This window comes from Microbacterium sp. RURRCA19A (assembly GCF_900156455.1).
Taxonomy (GTDB): domain Bacteria; phylum Actinomycetota; class Actinomycetes; order Actinomycetales; family Microbacteriaceae; genus Microbacterium.
Map to the genome: position 1 here is coordinate 768,847 of NZ_FTNQ01000001.1, position 17,440 is coordinate 786,286.

Below are 17,440 nucleotides of genomic sequence, written 5' to 3' on the forward strand. Positions count from 1 at the left end.
AAGTCTAGTGGCGGGCAGCGGGCGCCTTCGCCGCCTGGGCGCTGGCCAACCGGTCCTTCACGGTGGAGGCGTAGACGTCCTCGTACCGCTGCTCGCCGAGCCGCTGGAGGGCGACCATGATCTCGTCCGTGACCGAGCGCAGGATGTAGCGGTCGCTCTCCATCCCCTCGAAGCGGGAGAAGTCGAGCGGTTCCCCGATCACGATTCCGACCCGGCCGACGCGCGGCAGCCGCTGCCCGATGGGCATGACCGCTCCGGTGTCGACCATCACGACGGGGATCACCGGCACGCGCGCCTCGAGCGCCATGCGCGCGATGCCGGTGCGGCCCCGGTAGAGCGTGCCGTCTGGGCTCCGGGTGCCCTCGGGGTAGATGCCGAGCAGCTCGCCGCGACCGAGGACGCCGAGGCCCGTGTTGAGCGACGCCTCCGAGGCCTTGCCGCCGGAGCGATCGATCGGGAGCTGACCCGTGGCCGTGAAGAACAGGCGGGTCGCCCAGCCCTTGAGACCACGCCCCGTGAAGTAGTCGCTCTTGGCGAGGAACGCCATGCGGCGGTCGATCATGAGCGGGAGGAAGATCGAATCCGAGAACGACAGGTGGTTGCTGGCGAGGATCGCCGCGCCGTCGCCGGGGATGTTCCGCCGGCCCACGATCCACGGGCGGAACACGGCCTTGATGACCGGTCCGATGACCACGTACTTCATGAGCCAGTAGAACATCGTCAGCGCTCCTTCCCGGCGAGGTCGGCGACCCCGATGAGACCGGCGTCGTTGCCCAGCCGCGCGATGGTGAACTCGGCCACCGGACGTTCACCGTACCCCGGGAGCGACGTCTCGTACGCGAGTTTCACCGGGACGAGCAGGTCGGCGCCCAACTGCGCGACTCCGCCACCGATCACGAAGAGCTCGGGGTCGAGGACCGCTTGGAAGCCTCCGCACGCCTCGCCGAGGGCGGTCGCCACGCGCCGCAGCGCCTCGACGGCGCCCGGGTCGCCGGCGAGCACCAGTCGCGAGACCGCGGGGCCGGGGATGGCGCCCTTCTCCGCGCGGACGGCGGCCAGTGCCGCACCGATGCCCTCCTCGTCGGCGATCGCGTTCGCCTCGCGCTGCAGGGCGCGTCCGGAGGCGTACTGCTCCAGGCATCCGTTCTGTCCGCAGCCGCACGGGTGCCCGCCGCGCACGAAACGCAGGTGACCGAGCTCGGCGCCGATTCCGTGTCCGCCGCGGAACAGCTCGCCGTTGGTGACCACGGCCCCGCCGACCCCGGTGCCCATGGTCAGCATGACCATGTCGTTCACGCCCTGGCCTGCGCCGAAGCGGTACTCGCCCCACCCGGCGGCGTTGGCGTCGTTCTCGATCGTCACGGGCTGGTTCAGGCGGCCCTCGAGCCGGGCGCGCAGCGGCTCGTTGCGCCAGTCGATGTTGGCCGCGTAGATGACGGTGCTGCGGTCGCGGCTGATGAATCCGGCCGCGGCGACGCCGATGGCGTGCACGGCGTGGCCACGACGGAGGTGATCGGCCATGTCGACCACGGCGTCCACGAGCGCGACGGGATCGATCGGGGTGTCCACCCGGAGCTTCTCGACGATGGTGCCGTGCTCGTCGACCACACCCCCGGCGATCTTCGTGCCGCCGATGTCGATACCGATGTTGAGCACCGCACTCCCCTTCTCGGCCCGCCCCTCGGCTCGGCCCGCAGCAGTCTAGTCATCGGGGACGGGGCGCGCCGACACCGTCGGGACCGCCGGAGGCGGCGACGGCGTGCGACTAGACTCGTCGGACCGATCGACCTTCTTTCCGGTACACAAAGGAGTTGCCGTGATCCAGTTCGACCTTCCTCCCGTCGTTCCCGCCGACCCGTCCGCGAACGCGTCCGACCTGCTCGCCGACCGGGTGGCGGCCACGCCCGACCGGGCGCTGTTCGCCGTTCCCGACGGCTCGGGCTGGCGCGACGTCTCCGCCCGAGAATTCGAGCGCCAGGTCGTCGCTCTCGCGAAGGGCTTCGTCGCCGCCGGCATCCAGCCCGGAGAGAAGGTCGGGTTCATCGCGCGCACGACCTACGACTGGACGCTCGTGGACTTCGCGCTCTTCTACGCCGGCGCCGTCATGGTGCCCGTGTACGAGACGAGCTCGCCGACGCAGATCTCGTGGATCCTCTCCGACTCCGGCGCGACCGCCGCGATCGTGGAATCCTCCGAGCACGGTCAGCGCCTCGACGAAGTGCGCAGCGACCTCCCGCTGGTCCGCGAGGTGTGGGCGATGCACGCCGGAGATCTGGACTCCCTCGTCGCGCGCGGAGCGGACGTCGAGGATGCCGAGATCGCCCGCCGCCGCGCGATCGCGAACAGCTCGGACATCGCCACGCTCATCTACACCTCCGGTTCGACCGGTCGCCCGAAGGGCTGCGTGCTCACGCACGGCAACTTCGTCGAACTCGCCCGCAACTCCGCGAAGGCACTGCACGAGGTCGTCGAAACGCCCGGTGCGTCCACGCTGCTGTTCATCACGACCGCGCACGTGTTCGCGCGCTTCATCTCTCTGCTGAACGTGCACGCCGGTGTGAAGACGGGCCACCAGCCCGACACGAAGCAGCTGCTGCCCGCTCTCGGCTCGTTCAAGCCCACGTTCCTCCTGGCCGTTCCCCGCGTGTTCGAGAAGGTCTACAACTCGGCGGAGCAGAAGGCCGAAGCAGGCGGCAAGGGCAAGATCTTCCGCGCCGCCGCCGCCGCGGCGGTCGAGCACTCCGAGCGGCAGCAGCAGGGCCAGTCCATCCCCCTCCTGCTGAAGGTCAAGTTCGCACTGTTCGACCGGCTCGTCTACTCCAAGCTCCGCGAGGCCATGGGCGGCCGTGTCGTCTACGCGGTCTCGGGCTCCGCTCCCCTGGGTCCGCGCCTCGGGCACTTCTTCCGCAGCCTCGGCGTCGTCATCCTCGAGGGCTACGGCCTCACCGAGACGACCGCTCCCGCCACCGTGAACCTCGCCACGAAGTCGAAGATCGGCACTGTGGGCCCCGTGCTCCCCGGCGTCGGCGTGCGTCTCGCGGACGACGGCGAGATCCAGGTGCGCGGCATCAACGTGTTCGCCGAGTACTGGCGCAACCCCGAGGCCACGGCCGAGGCGTTCGACGGCGAGTGGTTCAAGACCGGCGACATCGGCGCGTTCGACGCCGACGGCTTCCTGTCGATCACCGGGCGCAAGAAAGAGATCATCGTCACGGCCGGCGGCAAGAACGTCGCCCCCGCCGCGCTCGAGGACCCCATCCGCGCCAACCCCATCGTCGGCCAGGTCGTCGTCGTCGGCGACCACAAGCCGTTCATCTCGGCCCTGGTGACCCTCGACCCCGAGATGCTCCCCACCTGGCTGGCGAACAACGGGCTGCCCGCGGACATGTCGCTCGCCGATGCGGCGACGAACGACAAGGTGCGTGCCGAGGTTCAGGGAGCGATCGACCGTGCGAACACCCGGGTCTCCCGCGCCGAGTCGATCCGCAAGTTCACGATCCTCCCCACCGAGTGGACCGAGGCGAGCGGCCACCTGACGCCGAAGATGAGCATCAAGCGCAACGTCATCGTGAGCGACTTCGCCGACGCGATCGAGGACATCTACGCGGTGCCGATCAACACGACCAACGTCTCGCTGCCCTGACGCGAGACGCGAAACGGCCTGGTCCCTCGCGGGGCCGGGCCGTTTCGATGTCGAGAGTCCTTCGGTTAGAACCAGTCGCTCTCACGAATCTGCCGCATCGCCTCGCGGCGGCTCTCGGCGGGCAGACGCGAGAGGTAGAGCTTGCCGTCGAGGTGGTCGGTCTCGTGCTGCAGTGCCTGGGCGAGAAGGCCGTCGCCCTCGAGCACGACCTCTTCGCCGTCGAGGTCGATGCCGACGACCTTCGCCCACGGGTAGCGCAGCGCTTCGTGCCAGAGCCCGGGGACGGAGAGGCATCCCTCCCCCACCGGTTCCGGCTCGCCGCGTGTCTCGACGAGGACGGGGTTCAGCACGTATCCGATGTCGCCGTCGATGTTGTAGCTGAAGGCCCGGAGCCCCACGCCGATCTGCGGAGCCGCGACGCCCGCACGGCCCGGGGGCTCGACGGTGTCGATGAGATCTCGGACGAGCGCCCGGATGCCGTCGTCGATCGTCTCGATGGGGGAACTGGGTGCCCGCAGAACGGGGTCGCCGAAGAGACGGATGGGGCGGACGGTCATGCGACGGCCGCCGGGGTACGCAGTCCCTCGACCACCGCGGCGGCGAGCTCGCGCGCGGCCTGCCGTGTCGCCGGCTGGAGATCGCGGAATGCGATCGCACTCCCCGCGGCGACATGGCTGTCGTACGGCATGCGGATCACGGCGCGCACGCGACTGCGGAAGTGCGCCTCGAGCTCGCTCTCGCGCACGAGCGGCGTCCCGGGGCGGGCGTTGTTGAGCACGACGACGGCGCCGCGGACGCGCTCGGCGTAGCCGTTGGTCTCCAGCCAGGTCAACGTCTCGGACGCGAGACGCGCCTCGTCGACGGACAGCCCGGCCACGACGACCAGAGAGTCGGCGAGTTCGAGCGTCGCCTCCATGACGGAGTGGACGATGCCCGTGCCCGTGTCGGTGAGCACGATCGAGTAGTAGTGCGCGGCAACGTCGGCGACCCGGCGGTAGTCGTCGTCGCTGAACGCCTCCGACACCCGGGGGTCGGAATCGGATGCCAGGACGTCCAGCCGCGTCGTGTCGCGGGCCACGATGGACGACACGTCTCCGTAGCCCTCGACCTCGTCGTGGGCGCGCACGAGATCGCGGACGGTGCGGCCGTTGGGGCGGCCGACGCGGTCGGCGAGGGTGCCCCGGTCGGGGTTGGCGTCCACGGCGATGACGCGGTCGTCGCGCGCGTCGGCGAGAGCCATCCCGAGGAGCGACGTGACGGTGGTCTTGCCCACGCCGCCCTTGCGCGAGAGCACCGGCACGAAACGAGCCTCGCCCGCGAGCGGCGCGGCGATCCGACGGTCCAGGTCCTTCCGGGCCCGGGCGCGACGCCCGTCGCCGAGGTTGATGCGGTGGCGCGAGACGGAGTACACCAGCTGCTGCCACAGCCCCTCGGGCTCGGGGCGGGCGATCTGCCGGGGGTCGAGCAGACGGTCGGCGGTGAGCAGGTCGGGGCTCTCGCGGGTGTCGTCGATCTCGCCGAGACGCTTGGACGCCAGGGTCACGCCGCCGCTCGGCGTGTGCACCCGCTCGGTCGCGTGCACACGGCCCACGCGTGCGGCCTCGTCGGCCTGGGCGACCTCGCGACGTGTCAGCGGCACGGTCCCGATCGCGCCCGTGGCGGCCAGCTCGGCGCGGGTGCGGGGCACGGGGCCGGTGGACGGCGCGGAGACGGGTTCGTGCGTCGCGACCGCGGGAGGCACCGGCACCGGCTCGCCCGCGGGTTCCGGTTCGGCCGCATCGAGCTCGGGCGCGACCCCGGCCTCGCCGGGCTCGGGGCCGGGCTGCTCCGGTTCGGCGACGGCGGGCTCGTCATCGTGGGGCTCGACGGCGGCCGGCTCGGCGGGGCGGACCCCGACCTCCGGCGCGCGCTCGGTGACCGGATCCCCGGCCTCGTCATCGGCGTCGTCCTGCGACTCCGCGGCGGGCTCGGCCGTCGGCTCGTCGGCCGCGTGACCGGACTCCTCCGCGGCGGGAACGGACTCCTCCGCGGCGGGCTCGAGGGTGTCGTCCGCGTCCTCCGCGGACACCACCTCGACGTCGTCGATGTCGTCCGCCGGAACGGCCTCGACGTCGTCCTCCGCCTCCTGAGGCGTCGCGTCCGCGATCTCCTCGGCGTCGTCGGCCACGGCATCCACGTCCGCGTCCGCCGCGGGGTGCGCGTCGAGGGGCGCGTCGCCATCGGGGGCGACCTCGTCGTCCTGGACGATCTCGGCTTCGTGCACCTCGGCGTCGTCGTCCGCCGGCCCGTCATGCGGCTCGAGGACGACCTCGGCGGTCGGTTCCTCGTCTTCGGAACGGTCGGTGCGCACGTCCTCGTCGGGGGCGGGGACGTGCGTCAGGAGCGGGAGCTCCTCGGCGTCGGGGAGGTGCACGATCCCCACGACCTCGAAGGCGCGGGACTCGGGGTCGATGATCGGCATCTCGTCTTCGACGACGTCGTCATCGACATCGTCGTCATCGGGCACAGGCAGGTCGACGTTGACCTGCGCGATGTGCTCTCCGAGGATGCTGATGCTGGTGGTGTCGAGGTTTCCGCTGTCGTCGAGGACACCGTTTTCGGCGCCGTCGTCGGGGGTCTCGTCGGTGCGGTCGGGGGTCACTGCCGTCTCCATAGAAAAAGGGGGCGCGAACAGCGCCCCCTTTCAGGCTACTGCGCGGGACGGACGACGAGCAAAAGGTCGCCGGCCTCCACCTGCTGAGTGGCCCCGACCGCGAGCCGCTCGACGACTCCCTCGACGGGACTGGTGATCGCGGCCTCCATCTTCATCGCCTCGATCGAGGCCACCGCCTGGCCCGCGGCGACGCGATCGCCCGAGGCCGCCTTCAGTGTCACCACGCCCGAGAACGGGGCGGCCACCTGGCCAGGCTTGGACGTGTCGGCCTTCTCGGCCTGACGCGCCTGGACATCGATCGAGCGGTCGCGGACGAACACCGGGCGCAGCTGGCCGTTCAGGGTGGTCATGACGGTGCGCATGCCCTTGTCGTCCGCGTCGCCGATGGCCTCGAGACCGACGAACAACTGGACTCCGCGCTCGATCTCGACCGTGTGCTCCTCGCCCGCCCGCAGACCGTAGAGGTAGTCGGCCGTGTCGAGGACGCTCAGGTCGCCGTACGCGGCGCGCATGTCCTGGAACGTGCGGGTCGGTCCGGGGAAGAGCAGCGTGTTCAGACGCTCGCGTCGCGTCGGGGAATCGCCGGCCAGGGCGGCGAGGTCGTCGTCGCTGAGCGGGGTCACCCCGCTCTTGACCTCCCGACCGGCGAGCACCTTGGAGCGGAAGGGCTCGGGCCAGCCACCGGGCAGGTCGCCCAGCTCACCGGCCATGAACGACACCACCGAGTCGGGCACGTCGTACTTCTCGGGGTGACGCTCGAAGTCGTCGGGATCGGCCTTGACCGCCGCGAGGTGCAGGGCCAGGTCTCCCACGACCTTCGACGACGGCGTGACCTTCGGGACGCGCCCCAGGATGCGGTTGGCCGCGGCGTACATGTCCTCGATGAGCTCGAAGTCGTCGGCGAGCCCCAGGGCGATCGCCTGCTGGCGGAGGTTCGACAGCTGGCCGCCGGGGATCTCGTGGTGGTACACGCGACCGGTGGGGCCGGGGAGGCCCGACTCGAACGGACCGTACAGGTGCCGGACGGCCTCCCAGTACGGCTCGAGGTCCGACACCGCCGCGAGGTCGAGCCCGGTGTCGCGCTCGGTGTGCGCGAGTGCCGCGACGAGCGCCGAGAGCGACGGCTGGCTCGTGGTGCCCGACAGGGGCGCGGACGCCGCGTCCACGGCATCCGCCCCCGCCGCCGAGGCGGCCAGGAGCGTCGCGAGCTGCCCGCCGGCGGTGTCGTGCGTGTGCACGTGGACGGGGAGGTCGAACCGCTCCCGCAGTGCCGAGACCAGCTTCGCCGCCGCGGCGGGCCGCAGGAGCCCGGCCATGTCCTTGACCGCGAGGACGTGCGCACCCGCGTCGACGATCTGCTCGGCCAGACGCAGGTAGTAGTCGAGCGCGTAGAGGTCCTCCGCGGGGTCGAGCAGGTCGCCGGTGTAGCAGACCGCGACCTCCGCGACCGCGGTACCGGTGGCCAGCACCGCGTCGATCGCGGGCCGCATCTGGGCGACGTCGTTGAGCGCGTCGAAGATGCGGAAGATGTCGACCCCGGATGCCGCGGCCTCGGCGACGAAGGCATCCGTCACCTGCGTCGGGTAGGGCGTGTAGCCCACGGTGTTGCGCCCGCGCAGGAGCATCTGGATCGCGACGTTCGGCAGGGCCTCGCGCAGCGCGTCCAGACGCTCCCACGGGTCTTCGCCGAGGAAGCGGAGCGCGACGTCGTAGGTGGCGCCTCCCCACGCCTCGACGGACAGCAGCCCGGGCGTCAGGCGCGCGACGTACGGGGCGACGCGCACGAGGTCGCGCGTGCGGACGCGGGTCGCCAGCAGCGACTGGTGCGCGTCGCGGAACGTCGTGTCGGTGACGGCCAGCGCCGTCTGCTCCCGCAGGGCACGCGCGAACCCCGCGGGGCCGAGCTCCCGCAGCCTCTGCCGTGATCCCGCCGGCGCCGGGGCGGCGAGATCGATCACAGGGAGCTTGGCGCCCGGGTCCACCGACAGCGGGTTCTCGCCGTTCGGCTTGTTGACCGTGGTGTCCACGAGCCACGACAGCACCTTCGTGCCGCGGTCCTTGGACTCCCGGCCGCGCAGCAGCTCGGGCCGCTCGTCGATGAACGACGTGCTGAGGTCGCCGGCGACGAAGGCGGGGTCGTCGAGCACGGCCTGGAGGAACGGGATGTTGGTCGAGACCCCGCGGATGCGGAACTCCGCCAGCGCGCGGCGCGCCCGGGCGACCGCGGCACCGAAGTCGCGACCACGGCACGTGAGCTTGGCCAGCATCGAGTCGAAGTGGGGGCTGATCTGGGACCCCGCGGCGGTCGTGCCGCCGTCCAGACGCACGCCCGCGCCGCCCGGCGAGCGGTACGTGGTGATCTTGCCGGTGTCGGGGCGGAAGCCGTGCGTGGGGTCCTCGGTCGTGATGCGGCACTGCAGCGCCGCGCCGCGCAGATGGATGTCGTCCTGCCGCAGGTCGAGGTCGGCGAGGGTCTGACCCGCGGCGATGCGCATCTGCGACTGCACGAGGTCGACGTCGGTGACCTCCTCGGTCACGGTGTGCTCGACCTGGATGCGGGGGTTCATCTCGATGAAGACCACCTCACCCGCCCGCGGTCCCGCGGTCTCGAGCAGGAACTCCACCGTCCCGGCGTTCTGGTAGCCGATCGAGCGGGCGAAGGCGACGGCGTAGCGGTGCAGATCCGCCCGCACCGTGTCGTCGAGGTTCGGGGCCGGGGCGATCTCGATGACCTTCTGATGACGGCGCTGCACCGAACAGTCGCGCTCGAAGAGATGGACCGTCTCCCCCGTGGCATCCGCGAGGATCTGCACCTCGACGTGCCGCGGGCGCTGCACGGCCTGCTCGAGGAACATGCGCGGGTCGCCGAACGCGCTCTGCGCCTCGCGCATCGCCTCGGCCAGCGCGGGGGCGAGCTCGCCGATCGACTCGACGCGGCGCATGCCTCGTCCCCCGCCGCCCGCGACGGCCTTGGCGAACAACGGGAACCCGATCTCGTCGGCCTGGGCGACGAGGGCGTCGACGTCGTCGGAGGCCGCGGTCGAACGCAGCACCGGGACGCCCGCCGAGACCGCGTGCTCCTTCGCCGTGACCTTGTTGCCGGCCATCGACAGCACCTCGGCCGGCGGCCCGATGAAGGTGATGCCGTGCGCGGCGGCCTTCTCGGCGAGCTCGGGGTTCTCCGACAGGAAGCCGTAACCGGGGTAGATGGCATCCGCCCCGCATTCGCGCGCGACGCGGATGATCTCGTCGACGTCGAGATACGCCCGCACGGGATGCCCGCGCTCACCGATCTGGTAGGCCTCGTCGGCTTTCAGACGGTGCAGGGACGCGCGGTCCTCCCAGGGGTAGACCGCAACCGTGCGGGCTCCCACCTCGTAGGCGGCCCGGAACGCGCGTATGGCGATCTCTCCGCGATTGGCGACCAGGATTTTCGAGAACATGCACACCCTCACGTCGAACCTGCGGAGCTGAATGTGCTCACAGCCTAGGGGAAGGTAACGTAGACGCTCGTGCACGTACTCTCCGTCAGCTCTTTGAAAGGCGGGGTCGGCAAGACGACCGTGACGCTCGGGCTGGCATCCGCCGCCTTCGCACGTGGCGTTCGCACTCTCGTCGTCGACCTCGACCCGCAGTCCGATGTGTCCACCGGTATGGACATCCAGGTCGCCGGCCGGCTGAACATCGCCGACGTCCTGGCCAACCCGAAAGAGAAGGTCGTCCGTCAGGCGATCACCTCCAGCGGCTGGGCGAAGGTCCACCCCGGCACGATCGACGTGCTCATCGGCAGCCCGTCCGCCATCAACTTCGACGGTCCGCACCCGAGCGTGCGCGACGTCTGGAAGCTCGAGGAGGCGCTCGCGACCATCGAGTCCGAGTACGACCTCGTGCTGATCGACTGCGCACCGTCGCTGAACGCGCTGACCCGCACGGCCTGGGCCGCCAGCGACCGCGTGATCGTGGTGACCGAACCGGGCCTGTTCTCGGTGGCCGCCGCCGACCGCGCCTTGCGCGCGATCGAAGAGATCCGCCGCGGCCTCTCCCCGCGCCTCCAGCCGCTGGGCGTCGTGGTCAACCGGGTGCGCCCGCAATCGATCGAGCACCAGTTCCGCATCAAGGAGCTGCGCGACATGTTCGGCCCGCTGGTGCTCAATCCCCAGCTTCCCGAGCGCACGTCGCTGCAGCAGGCACAGGGCGCGGCCAAGCCGCTGCACGTGTGGCCCGGCGACTCCGCGCAGGAGCTCGCCGCAGACTTCGACGCTCTGCTGGACCGGATCGTCCGCACCGGCCGCATCCCGGTCGCCGGCGACTCCTCGCAGTCTTGATCGGACGCCGCCCACCGCGACCCCGGGCACCCGGGCGCGCCGCTCCAGCTGGTCGCGAGGTCGGTCGGGCGCGCGGTTACGCACAGCCGAAACGCCGCACGTCAGCGCGATAAACGGCATCCGCGGCGAGAAACGCGACGACAAGCCGTGTCTCGTCGCAGACGGCGTTTGTCGCCGAAGGGGCCCGCGGCCGGTCGTTCGAAAACGACGGTCAGGCGGTGCGGGCCGCGCGACGGGCGGCGAGTTCGTCGACGGCCTCGGTCGCCGACTCGAAGTCCACGAGCGTCGACTCGACCTCGCGGAGGACCTTGCCCACCGCGATGCCGAAAACGCCCTGGCCGCGGCTGACGAGGTCGATGACTTCGTCATTCGAGGTGCACAGGTACACCGACGCTCCGTCGCTCATCAGGGTCGTGCCCGCGAGGTCGCGGATGCCGGCGGCACGGAGCTGATCGACCGCGGTGCGGATCTGCTGCAGCGAGATACCCGTGTCGAGCAGACGCTTGACGAGCTTGAGCACGAGGATGTCGCGGAAGCCGTACAGCCGCTGCGAACCAGAGCCGCTCGCGCCGCGGACGGTCGGGACCACGAGTTCGGTGCGAGCCCAGTAGTCGAGCTGGCGGTACGTGATACCCGCGGCTCGGGCGGCGACGGCACCACGGTAGCCCGTGTCGTCGTCCATCTCGGGAAGACCGTCGGTGAAGAGGAGTTCGGTGGCGAACCGGGGTTCACCGAGTGCGTCGCCAGCGTTCATGCTCGCGTCCCTCCTCATCGGCTCGTTGTCTCCACGCTAGATCAGCCAGGGGCCCCCGGCAACGACATCCGACGCGAGGGGGTCGGCGTGTCGCGATCAGGACAGGATCCGGTCGATCGCTTCACGGACGAACAGGGTCCGGACCTCGTCCAGACGCGCCGCGAGCTCGGGCGCGAGCTCGCTCGCGCGCGCGCGCGACGCCGCATCCGGACGCCGCAGCAACGCCGAGAGCGCGGATTCGACGAGGGATGCCTCGCGCTCGGCGCTCTGCCGGAGCGAGCGCACGTGGCGCGGCTCGATGCCGTGCCGATCGAGGGCGACGAGCGTACGCAGCAGCGACACGGTCTGCTCGGGATAGGTCTCCGCCCCGGCGATGACACCGGTGCTGATCGCGTCGTTCAGCAGCTGGGGCGCGGCGCCCGCGGCCGAGAGGAGCTCATCGCGGCGGTAGCGGCGCGGAGCGTTCGTCATCGACGCGATCGCCGTCGGCGGGGCGGGGTTGCGACCCGCGTCGACATCGGCGAGGTAGTCGCGGATGACCGCCAGCGGCAGGTAGTGGTCGCGCTGCAGGGTGAGCGCGAGGCGCAGACGCTCGAGGTCGGCCGGGGAGAACTTGCGATACCCGGAGTCGGTGCGGGTCGGGGAGACGATCCCCTGCACCTCGAGGAAACGCAGTTTGCTGGAGGACAGCGCGGGGAACTCGGGGGTGAGTCGCGCGAGGACCTGTCCGATGCTCAACAGCCCCGAGGCCGCCGGACGACCGCGGGCCGGGGCTGCCGCCATCAGTGCTCTGCCGACGGAAGGTCGACGGGCGAACCGAAGAAGTTCAGGCGGAACTTGCCGATGCGCACCTCGGCACCGTTCACCAGCGCCGAGCGGTCGACGCGCTCCCCGTTGACGTAGCTGCCGTTGAGCGACCGCTGGTCGACGATCTCGAACGCGGAGCCCGCACGGGTGATCTCTGCGTGACGGCGCGAGACGGTGACGTCGTCGAAGAAGATGTCGGCCTCGGGGTGGCGACCCACGGTCGTCACGTCGGTGTCGAGCAGGTAGCGCGCACCGGTGGTCGGGCCGGAGCGGACGATCAGGAGGGCGGCACCGGACGGGAGCGCATCGATGGCCTCGAGCTCGGCCTCGTTGAGGTCGGCGCCGAAGGGGACGAACGACAGGTCGGCGTCGTGTCCGAACGTCTGCGTCGTGTCGTGCGAGCGGTCGGACGCGGCGGCGTCTGCGGCGCGTCGAATGTCGTCGCGCTCGAATCTGCGGGTCTCGTCCACGGCTTCTCCTTCATTTCCACCATAGCCGACCGGCTCCCAGCCGGAGCGGTCGATCGACCCTCGTGCAGGCCGGGGATGTACGTCTTCTTCCCACGTCGGCGGCACGGACCGCTTTCGGGCAGCGGCTCGCGGCAACGGGGGACACTCGAACCTATCGATCCGGGGTCGGCCCTGTCGAGTCCGGGTCACCCCGCGCGTCATCCTCGGCCGGCATCCGTTGTCAGGCCCCGTCCGGACACCCTCGCTAGGGTCGGTACGTGACCACGACCTCCGCGCCGCGTCGGCGCACGCTGCCCGCCGTCCTCGCCGCCGCCGCCGCCGTCGCGCTCGCGGCGATGCTCGTTCCCGCATCCCCCGCCTTCGCGCACGACGAACTGGTCTCGTCCGATCCGTCCGCCGACGCCGTGCTGGACGCCCTTCCGGCGCAGATCACCTTGAGCTACAGCGCCGACATCCTCGACTCGGACGGCGCGAGTGTGATCCAGGTCACGGATGCCACGGGCACCTCGCTCACCGACGGGGCGCCGACGGTCTCGGGCACGGTCGTGACCCAGGCGTTGGCGGGGTCGGCATCCGGTGCCGTGACCGTCGTGTGGCGGGTCGTCTCCAGCGACGGCCACCCCATCGACGGGACGTTCTCGTTCACGGTCCCCGCCGCCCCCGCCCCGACGGCCACCCCCACGACGACGCCGTCGGCGGCGGCCTCGCCCGAGCCGACCGTCACCGTGACGATGACGCCCGCGCCGGCGGAGAACGCCTCGGACGCCTCTCCGCTGCCGTGGATCCTGCTCGCCGTCGCGCTCCTGATCGTCGTCGGTTTGGTGGTCTGGCTGCTCGTCGCACGGGGCCGCGGCGGCTCCTCTCGAAGCGGCTCCGCGGGCACCGCCGGACGATAGGCTGAGACCATGCCTCATTACGATCTGGTCATTCTTGGTGCGGGTCCCGGCGGGTACGTCGCAGCCGTGCGCGGCGCGCAGCTGGGGCTGTCGGTCGCGGTCATCGAAGAGAAGTACTGGGGCGGTGTGTGCCTGAACGTGGGCTGCATCCCCTCCAAGGCGCTGCTGCGCAACGCCGACCTCGCGCACACCTTCCACGCCAAGGCCGACCTGTTCGGCATCTCCGGCGACGTCACCTTCGACTTCGGCAAGGCCTTCGACCGCTCCCGCAGCGTGGCGGCCGGGCACGTCAAGGGCATCCACTACCTGATGAAGAAGAACAAGGTCACCGAGTACGAAGGCCGCGGACACTTCACCGACGACCACTCCCTGACCGTGACGAAGGCCGACGGGTCCACCGAACAGGTCACCTTCGACAACGTCATCATCGCCACCGGCTCCACCGTCCGCCTCCTCCCCGGCGTGACCCTGTCGGAGAACGTCGTGACCTACGAGGAGCAGATCCTCACCCGTGAACTCCCCTCCTCGATCGTCATCGTCGGTGCCGGCGCGATCGGCATGGAGTTCGCGTACGTCATGACCAACTACGGCGTGAAGGTCACGATCATCGAGTTCCTCGACCGCGCCCTCCCCAACGAAGACGCCGAGGTCTCCAAAGAGATCCAGAAGCAGTACAAGGGCTACGGCGTCGACATCCTCACCTCCACCAAGGTCGACACCGTCACCGACCACGGCAACAAGGTCACCGTCGCCTACACCGGCAAGGACGGCCAGGCCGGCTCGATCGACGCCGACCGCGTGCTCATGTCGATCGGTTTCGCCCCCAAGGTCGACGGGTTCGGACTCGAGAACACCGGTGTGAAGCTCACCGAGCGCGGTGCGATCGACATCGACGACCACATGCGCACCAACGTCCCCCACATCTACGCCATCGGCGACGTCACCGCGAAACTCCAGCTCGCCCACGTCGCCGAAGCCCAGGGCGTCGTCGCCGCCGAAACCATCGGAAACGCCGAGACCCAGACCCTCGGCGACTACCGCAACATGCCCCGCGCCACCTTCTGCAACCCCCAGGTCGCCTCCTTCGGCCTCACCGAGCAGCAGGCCCGCGACGCCGGCCACGACATCAAAGTCGCGAAGTTCCCCTTCAGCGCCAACGGCAAAGCCAACGGCCTCGGCGAACCCGTCGGCTTCGTCAAACTCGTCGCCGACGCCGACACCCTCGAACTCATCGGCGGCCACCTCATCGGCCCCGACGTGTCGGAGCTGCTTCCCGAGCTCACCCTCGCGCAGAAGTGGGACCTCACCGCCCTCGAGGCGGCCCGCAACGTGCACACCCACCCGACGCTGTCGGAGGGTCTGCAGGAGGCGTTCCACGGTCTCGTCGGCCACATGATCAACCTCTGATCAGCAGAACCGAGAAAGCCCGCCCGGATGTCCGGGCGGGCTTTCTGCGTGAAGAGAGGTCAGTGCCCGAGCGCGCGGGCGAGCTTGGATCCGGATGCCGCGGGCCGACCGCCCGCGGCGAACACCGCCGCGTCGACGGCCGCGAACAGAGCGGCGCGCCCGTCGGCGTCGGCGGGACCGGCGGGGCCGAGCTCCACCTCCCACTCGCGCCACTCGGACTCCACGCCCCGCCGCTCATCGCGGGCACGGACGCGGTCGTCGACGAACTCCGCGACCAGCCCGCCGTCCGCGTCGAGCAGCGCGTACGCCGTGCGGTGGTTGCGCACGCGCGCGAGCGGCAGGAACGGGCCGTGGGCCCAGGCCGCCACGGCATCCTGGACGACGTCGGGGACGACCGGATCGGCGTCGGGATCACCGAGGTCGCCGAGCGGCCACTGCGTCTCGGAGCGACCGCCCTCGGCCGGGGCCTTGACGTGCCAGCCCTCGTCGGGGCCGCCCTGACGACGGCGGACCGCGACGCCGTTGCGTGCGAGGTCGGCCTCGGAGGTGTCGACGTACCGTGCGTCGAGGTCGCGGGGCTCGGCGTCACCGACCCGGACGACCCCCGGCAGCGCCGACCAGTCCGGCAGGGCCGTATCGGTGTCGACGTCGTACTTCGACTCGACCTCGACCGACGACGAGCCCGGCGCGGGCGTGATCAATCGTCGCGTCCGTCGACGTTCGGGTTGATGTCCTCGGTCTCCTCGACGTAGGCGAAAACGGCCTGGGTGGGGCCGTCGGAGTCGCCCGTGTTCTCGAGGCCGCCGTCGCGGCGGTAGACGAGCTGTCCTTCGCTGTAGGGAAGGATCAGGGAGTCGTCGGACTCGTTCTCGAGCGGGATCACCTGCCCGTCGAGCGGGCCTCCGGTCAGTCGTGCGATAGCCATGGCCCCAGCGTAGACCGGCTCTCTTCGGACGACCCGCGCCTTGACACCCCTCCCCTAGACTCGCTCGGGTGACGAGCACGGACCTCCCCGGCGACAAGCCGTTCGTGCTCCTCGCGACCCGCGCACAGGACCTCCCCGCTGACGAGGAGTACGCCCTCTTCCTGCGGTTCACGGGACTTCCGCCGGAGCGCCTGCGGAGGGTCCGGCTCGAGCGCGACCCGATGCCGGACATCGACCTGGACGAGGTCTCCGGCATCCTGGTGGGTGGGAGCCCGTTCAACGCGTCCGACCCGTGGGCGAGGAAGTCCGCGGTCCAGCGGCGGGTGGAGGTCGAGATGGCGGAGCTCGTCGACCGCGTCGTCGCGCGGGATGCGCCGTTCCTCGGCGCCTGCTACGGCGTGGGCACCCTCGGGACGCACCTGGGGGCACCGATCGACGGCACCTTCGCTGAACCCATCAGCGTCGTGGAGGTGTCGCTGACGGATGCCGGTCGCCGCGATCCGCTGCTGGCCGACCTCCCCGACGGGTTCCCCGCGTTCGTCGGACACAAGGAGGCCATCTCGCTCCTGCCGGCGACGGCGACCCTTCTGGCGTCCTCCCCCACGTGCCCGGTGCAGATGTTCCGCGTCGGAGACAACGTCTACGCCACGCAGTTCCACCCCGAACTCGACCTCGACGGCATCGTCACGCGTATCCACGCCTACGCGTCGTACGGGTACTTCGCGGCGGACGAGCTCGATCTCACGCTCGCGGCCGTCCGACGGGCACCTGTGACGGCCACGGGAGGCATCCTGCGCGCGTTCGTGGAGCGGTACGCCCGCTGAGCGACGCGGGGCGTCACGCCCACGGCGCCGGCGCGCGGCGCACGACCGGTACCGCCGCGGTGACCGCGGGATGCACGCGCCGCAGCTGCGGTTCGAGTCCGAGGTCGACCAGCACGAGGCGGCCCGAGAGCCTCGGGCCGTGCCCGCGCAGGAGGCCCGCCTTGACCGCGCCGAAGGTGACGGTGGTCGTGGCGGGGAGGACCGCGGCATCCGCTTCGCCGGAGTCGGGGTGCAGGCCGGAGGGGACGTCCACGGCCACCACCCGCATCCGCTCCTCGACGACCACGGGAAGGAGCGCCTCGACGACAGCACGGGCGGTCCCCCGCAACCGCGAGTCCGAGGAGGCACCGATGCCCAGGATGCCGTCGACGACGAGGACGTGGTCGAAGTGGGCGCCGCAGATGTCGGACGCGTCCCGCAGCCCGGCCCCCGCCGCGACCGCCGCGTCCAGCGCGTCGCGGTGGACGCGATCGCGGGTGAGCACGACGTCCACCCGGGTGCCCACGCGGGCGATGTCGGCGGCGGCATAGAGGGCGTCGCCGCCGTTGTCGCCCGACCCGGCCAGGACGAGCACCGGGCCGGGCGTCCGCGCGAGTTCGTCGGCGACGACCTCGGCCAGCGCCCGCGCGGCCTCCCGCATGAGCGGCCGCCCGGCGGCCAGGAGCGGAGCCTCGGCCGCGCGGATCGCATCGGCGGTGTACGCGACGGTGCGCTCGGTCATGTGGCCACCCTAGAC

16 protein-coding genes are annotated in these 17,440 nt (G+C 71.0%); 5 read left to right on the forward strand and 11 right to left on the reverse strand.

Features of this window, described 5'->3' with window-relative positions; translation table 11 throughout:
- Positions 1 to 4: 4 nt before the first annotated feature.
- Both BW982_RS03750 and BW982_RS03755 read right to left on the reverse strand, forming a co-directional pair.
- Complete coding sequence (locus BW982_RS03750; protein WP_076490719.1) at positions 5 to 718, reverse strand: lysophospholipid acyltransferase family protein; 714 nt, start codon at positions 716 to 718, stop codon at positions 5 to 7.
- 2 nt (positions 719 to 720) lie between these two features.
- Entirely contained in the window at positions 721 to 1,656 is a 936-nt protein-coding gene (locus BW982_RS03755) for an ROK family glucokinase (protein WP_076490720.1), read from the reverse strand.
- A 160-nt stretch (positions 1,657 to 1,816) separates the two neighbouring features.
- On the opposite strand from BW982_RS03755, the gene BW982_RS03760 reads away from it, so the two are divergent.
- Positions 1,817 to 3,643, forward strand: a complete 1,827-nt coding sequence (locus BW982_RS03760) for an AMP-dependent synthetase/ligase (protein ID WP_076490721.1) — start codon at positions 1,817 to 1,819, stop codon at positions 3,641 to 3,643.
- 65 nt (positions 3,644 to 3,708) lie between these two features.
- On the opposite strand, the gene BW982_RS03765 is transcribed toward BW982_RS03760, so the two are convergent.
- From BW982_RS03765 to BW982_RS03775, 3 genes are read right to left on the reverse strand one after another with little or no spacing between them, the layout of a single operon-like run.
- Positions 3,709 to 4,200 carry a peptide deformylase gene (locus BW982_RS03765; protein WP_076490722.1) on the reverse strand — a complete coding sequence of 164 codons (492 nt, stop codon included), beginning with the start codon at positions 4,198 to 4,200 and terminating at the stop codon, positions 3,709 to 3,711.
- Positions 4,197 to 6,284, reverse strand: coding sequence for a nucleotide-binding protein (locus BW982_RS03770; RefSeq protein WP_076490723.1), 2,088 nt, complete (start codon positions 6,282 to 6,284; stop codon positions 4,197 to 4,199). Before BW982_RS03770 ends, BW982_RS03765 begins: the two co-directional genes overlap by 4 nt.
- Before the next feature lie 47 nt (positions 6,285 to 6,331).
- A complete protein-coding gene (locus BW982_RS03775; protein WP_076490724.1) occupies positions 6,332 to 9,739 on the reverse strand; it encodes a pyruvate carboxylase in 3,408 nt (1,135 codons plus the stop codon).
- Positions 9,740 to 9,808: 69 nt separating this feature from the next.
- On the opposite strand from BW982_RS03775, the gene BW982_RS03780 reads away from it, so the two are divergent.
- The gene (locus BW982_RS03780) at positions 9,809 to 10,621 is read left to right on the forward strand and encodes a ParA family protein (protein ID WP_076490725.1); all 813 of its coding nucleotides are present in this window, start codon (positions 9,809 to 9,811) and stop codon (positions 10,619 to 10,621) included.
- Between the two features lie 211 nt (positions 10,622 to 10,832).
- On the opposite strand, the gene BW982_RS03785 is transcribed toward BW982_RS03780, so the two are convergent.
- From BW982_RS03785 to BW982_RS03795, 3 genes are all read right to left on the reverse strand, one after another.
- Entirely contained in the window at positions 10,833 to 11,375 is a 543-nt protein-coding gene (locus BW982_RS03785; protein ID WP_076490726.1) for a MerR family transcriptional regulator, read from the reverse strand.
- A gap of 96 nt (positions 11,376 to 11,471) precedes the next feature.
- Positions 11,472 to 12,158, reverse strand: a complete 687-nt coding sequence (locus BW982_RS03790; protein WP_076490727.1) for a transcriptional regulator FtsR — start codon at positions 12,156 to 12,158, stop codon at positions 11,472 to 11,474.
- Positions 12,158 to 12,652, reverse strand: a complete 495-nt coding sequence (locus tag BW982_RS03795; RefSeq protein WP_076490728.1) for an FHA domain-containing protein — start codon at positions 12,650 to 12,652, stop codon at positions 12,158 to 12,160. Before BW982_RS03795 ends, BW982_RS03790 begins: the two co-directional genes overlap by 1 nt.
- A gap of 257 nt (positions 12,653 to 12,909) precedes the next feature.
- Here BW982_RS03795 and BW982_RS03800 point away from each other — a divergent pair, with 257 nt between their 5' ends.
- Entirely contained in the window at positions 12,910 to 13,548 is a 639-nt protein-coding gene (locus BW982_RS03800) for a copper resistance CopC family protein (RefSeq protein WP_254845516.1), read from the forward strand.
- A gap of 9 nt (positions 13,549 to 13,557) precedes the next feature.
- Positions 13,558 to 14,955: a dihydrolipoyl dehydrogenase gene (gene lpdA / locus BW982_RS03805; RefSeq protein ID WP_076490729.1), complete on the forward strand. Its 1,398-nt coding sequence runs from the start codon at positions 13,558 to 13,560 to the stop codon at positions 14,953 to 14,955.
- A gap of 59 nt (positions 14,956 to 15,014) precedes the next feature.
- Here the strand turns inward: lpdA and BW982_RS03810 are convergent, their stop codons facing one another.
- Together BW982_RS03810 and BW982_RS03815 are read right to left on the reverse strand one after the other, a co-directional pair.
- Complete coding sequence (locus BW982_RS03810) at positions 15,015 to 15,656, reverse strand: CYTH domain-containing protein (protein ID WP_175611021.1); 642 nt, start codon at positions 15,654 to 15,656, stop codon at positions 15,015 to 15,017.
- Positions 15,653 to 15,880 carry a response regulator gene (locus BW982_RS03815; protein ID WP_076490730.1) on the reverse strand — a complete coding sequence of 76 codons (228 nt, stop codon included), beginning with the start codon at positions 15,878 to 15,880 and terminating at the stop codon, positions 15,653 to 15,655. Before BW982_RS03815 ends, BW982_RS03810 begins: the two co-directional genes overlap by 4 nt.
- A 68-nt stretch (positions 15,881 to 15,948) precedes the next feature.
- On the opposite strand from BW982_RS03815, the gene BW982_RS03820 reads away from it, so the two are divergent.
- A complete protein-coding gene (locus BW982_RS03820) occupies positions 15,949 to 16,704 on the forward strand; it encodes a glutamine amidotransferase (RefSeq protein ID WP_076490731.1) in 756 nt (251 codons plus the stop codon).
- A gap of 13 nt (positions 16,705 to 16,717) precedes the next feature.
- Here the strand turns inward: BW982_RS03820 and BW982_RS03825 are convergent, their stop codons facing one another.
- The gene (locus BW982_RS03825; RefSeq protein ID WP_076490732.1) at positions 16,718 to 17,425 is read right to left on the reverse strand and encodes an NAD(P)H-hydrate epimerase; all 708 of its coding nucleotides are present in this window, start codon (positions 17,423 to 17,425) and stop codon (positions 16,718 to 16,720) included.
- Positions 17,426 to 17,440: the final 15 nt, after the last annotated feature.

Bases quoted from the DNA above. Each gene is read 5' to 3' on its own strand.
- BW982_RS03790 (WP_076490727.1), bottom strand. From the start codon at position 12,158: ATGGCGGCAGCCCCGGCCCGCGGTCGTCCGGCGGCCTCGGGGCTGTTG.
- lpdA (WP_076490729.1), top strand. From the start codon at position 13,558: ATGCCTCATTACGATCTGGTCATTCTTGGTGCGGGTCCCGGCGGGTAC.
- BW982_RS03785 (WP_076490726.1), bottom strand. From the start codon at position 11,375: ATGAACGCTGGCGACGCACTCGGTGAACCCCGGTTCGCCACCGAACTC.
- BW982_RS03775 (WP_076490724.1), bottom strand. From the start codon at position 9,739: ATGTTCTCGAAAATCCTGGTCGCCAATCGCGGAGAGATCGCCATACGC.
- BW982_RS03765 (WP_076490722.1), bottom strand. From the start codon at position 4,200: ATGACCGTCCGCCCCATCCGTCTCTTCGGCGACCCCGTTCTGCGGGCA.
- BW982_RS03750 (WP_076490719.1), bottom strand. From the start codon at position 718: ATGTTCTACTGGCTCATGAAGTACGTGGTCATCGGACCGGTCATCAAG.
- BW982_RS03815 (WP_076490730.1), bottom strand. From the start codon at position 15,880: ATGGCTATCGCACGACTGACCGGAGGCCCGCTCGACGGGCAGGTGATC.
- BW982_RS03825 (WP_076490732.1), bottom strand. From the start codon at position 17,425: ATGACCGAGCGCACCGTCGCGTACACCGCCGATGCGATCCGCGCGGCC.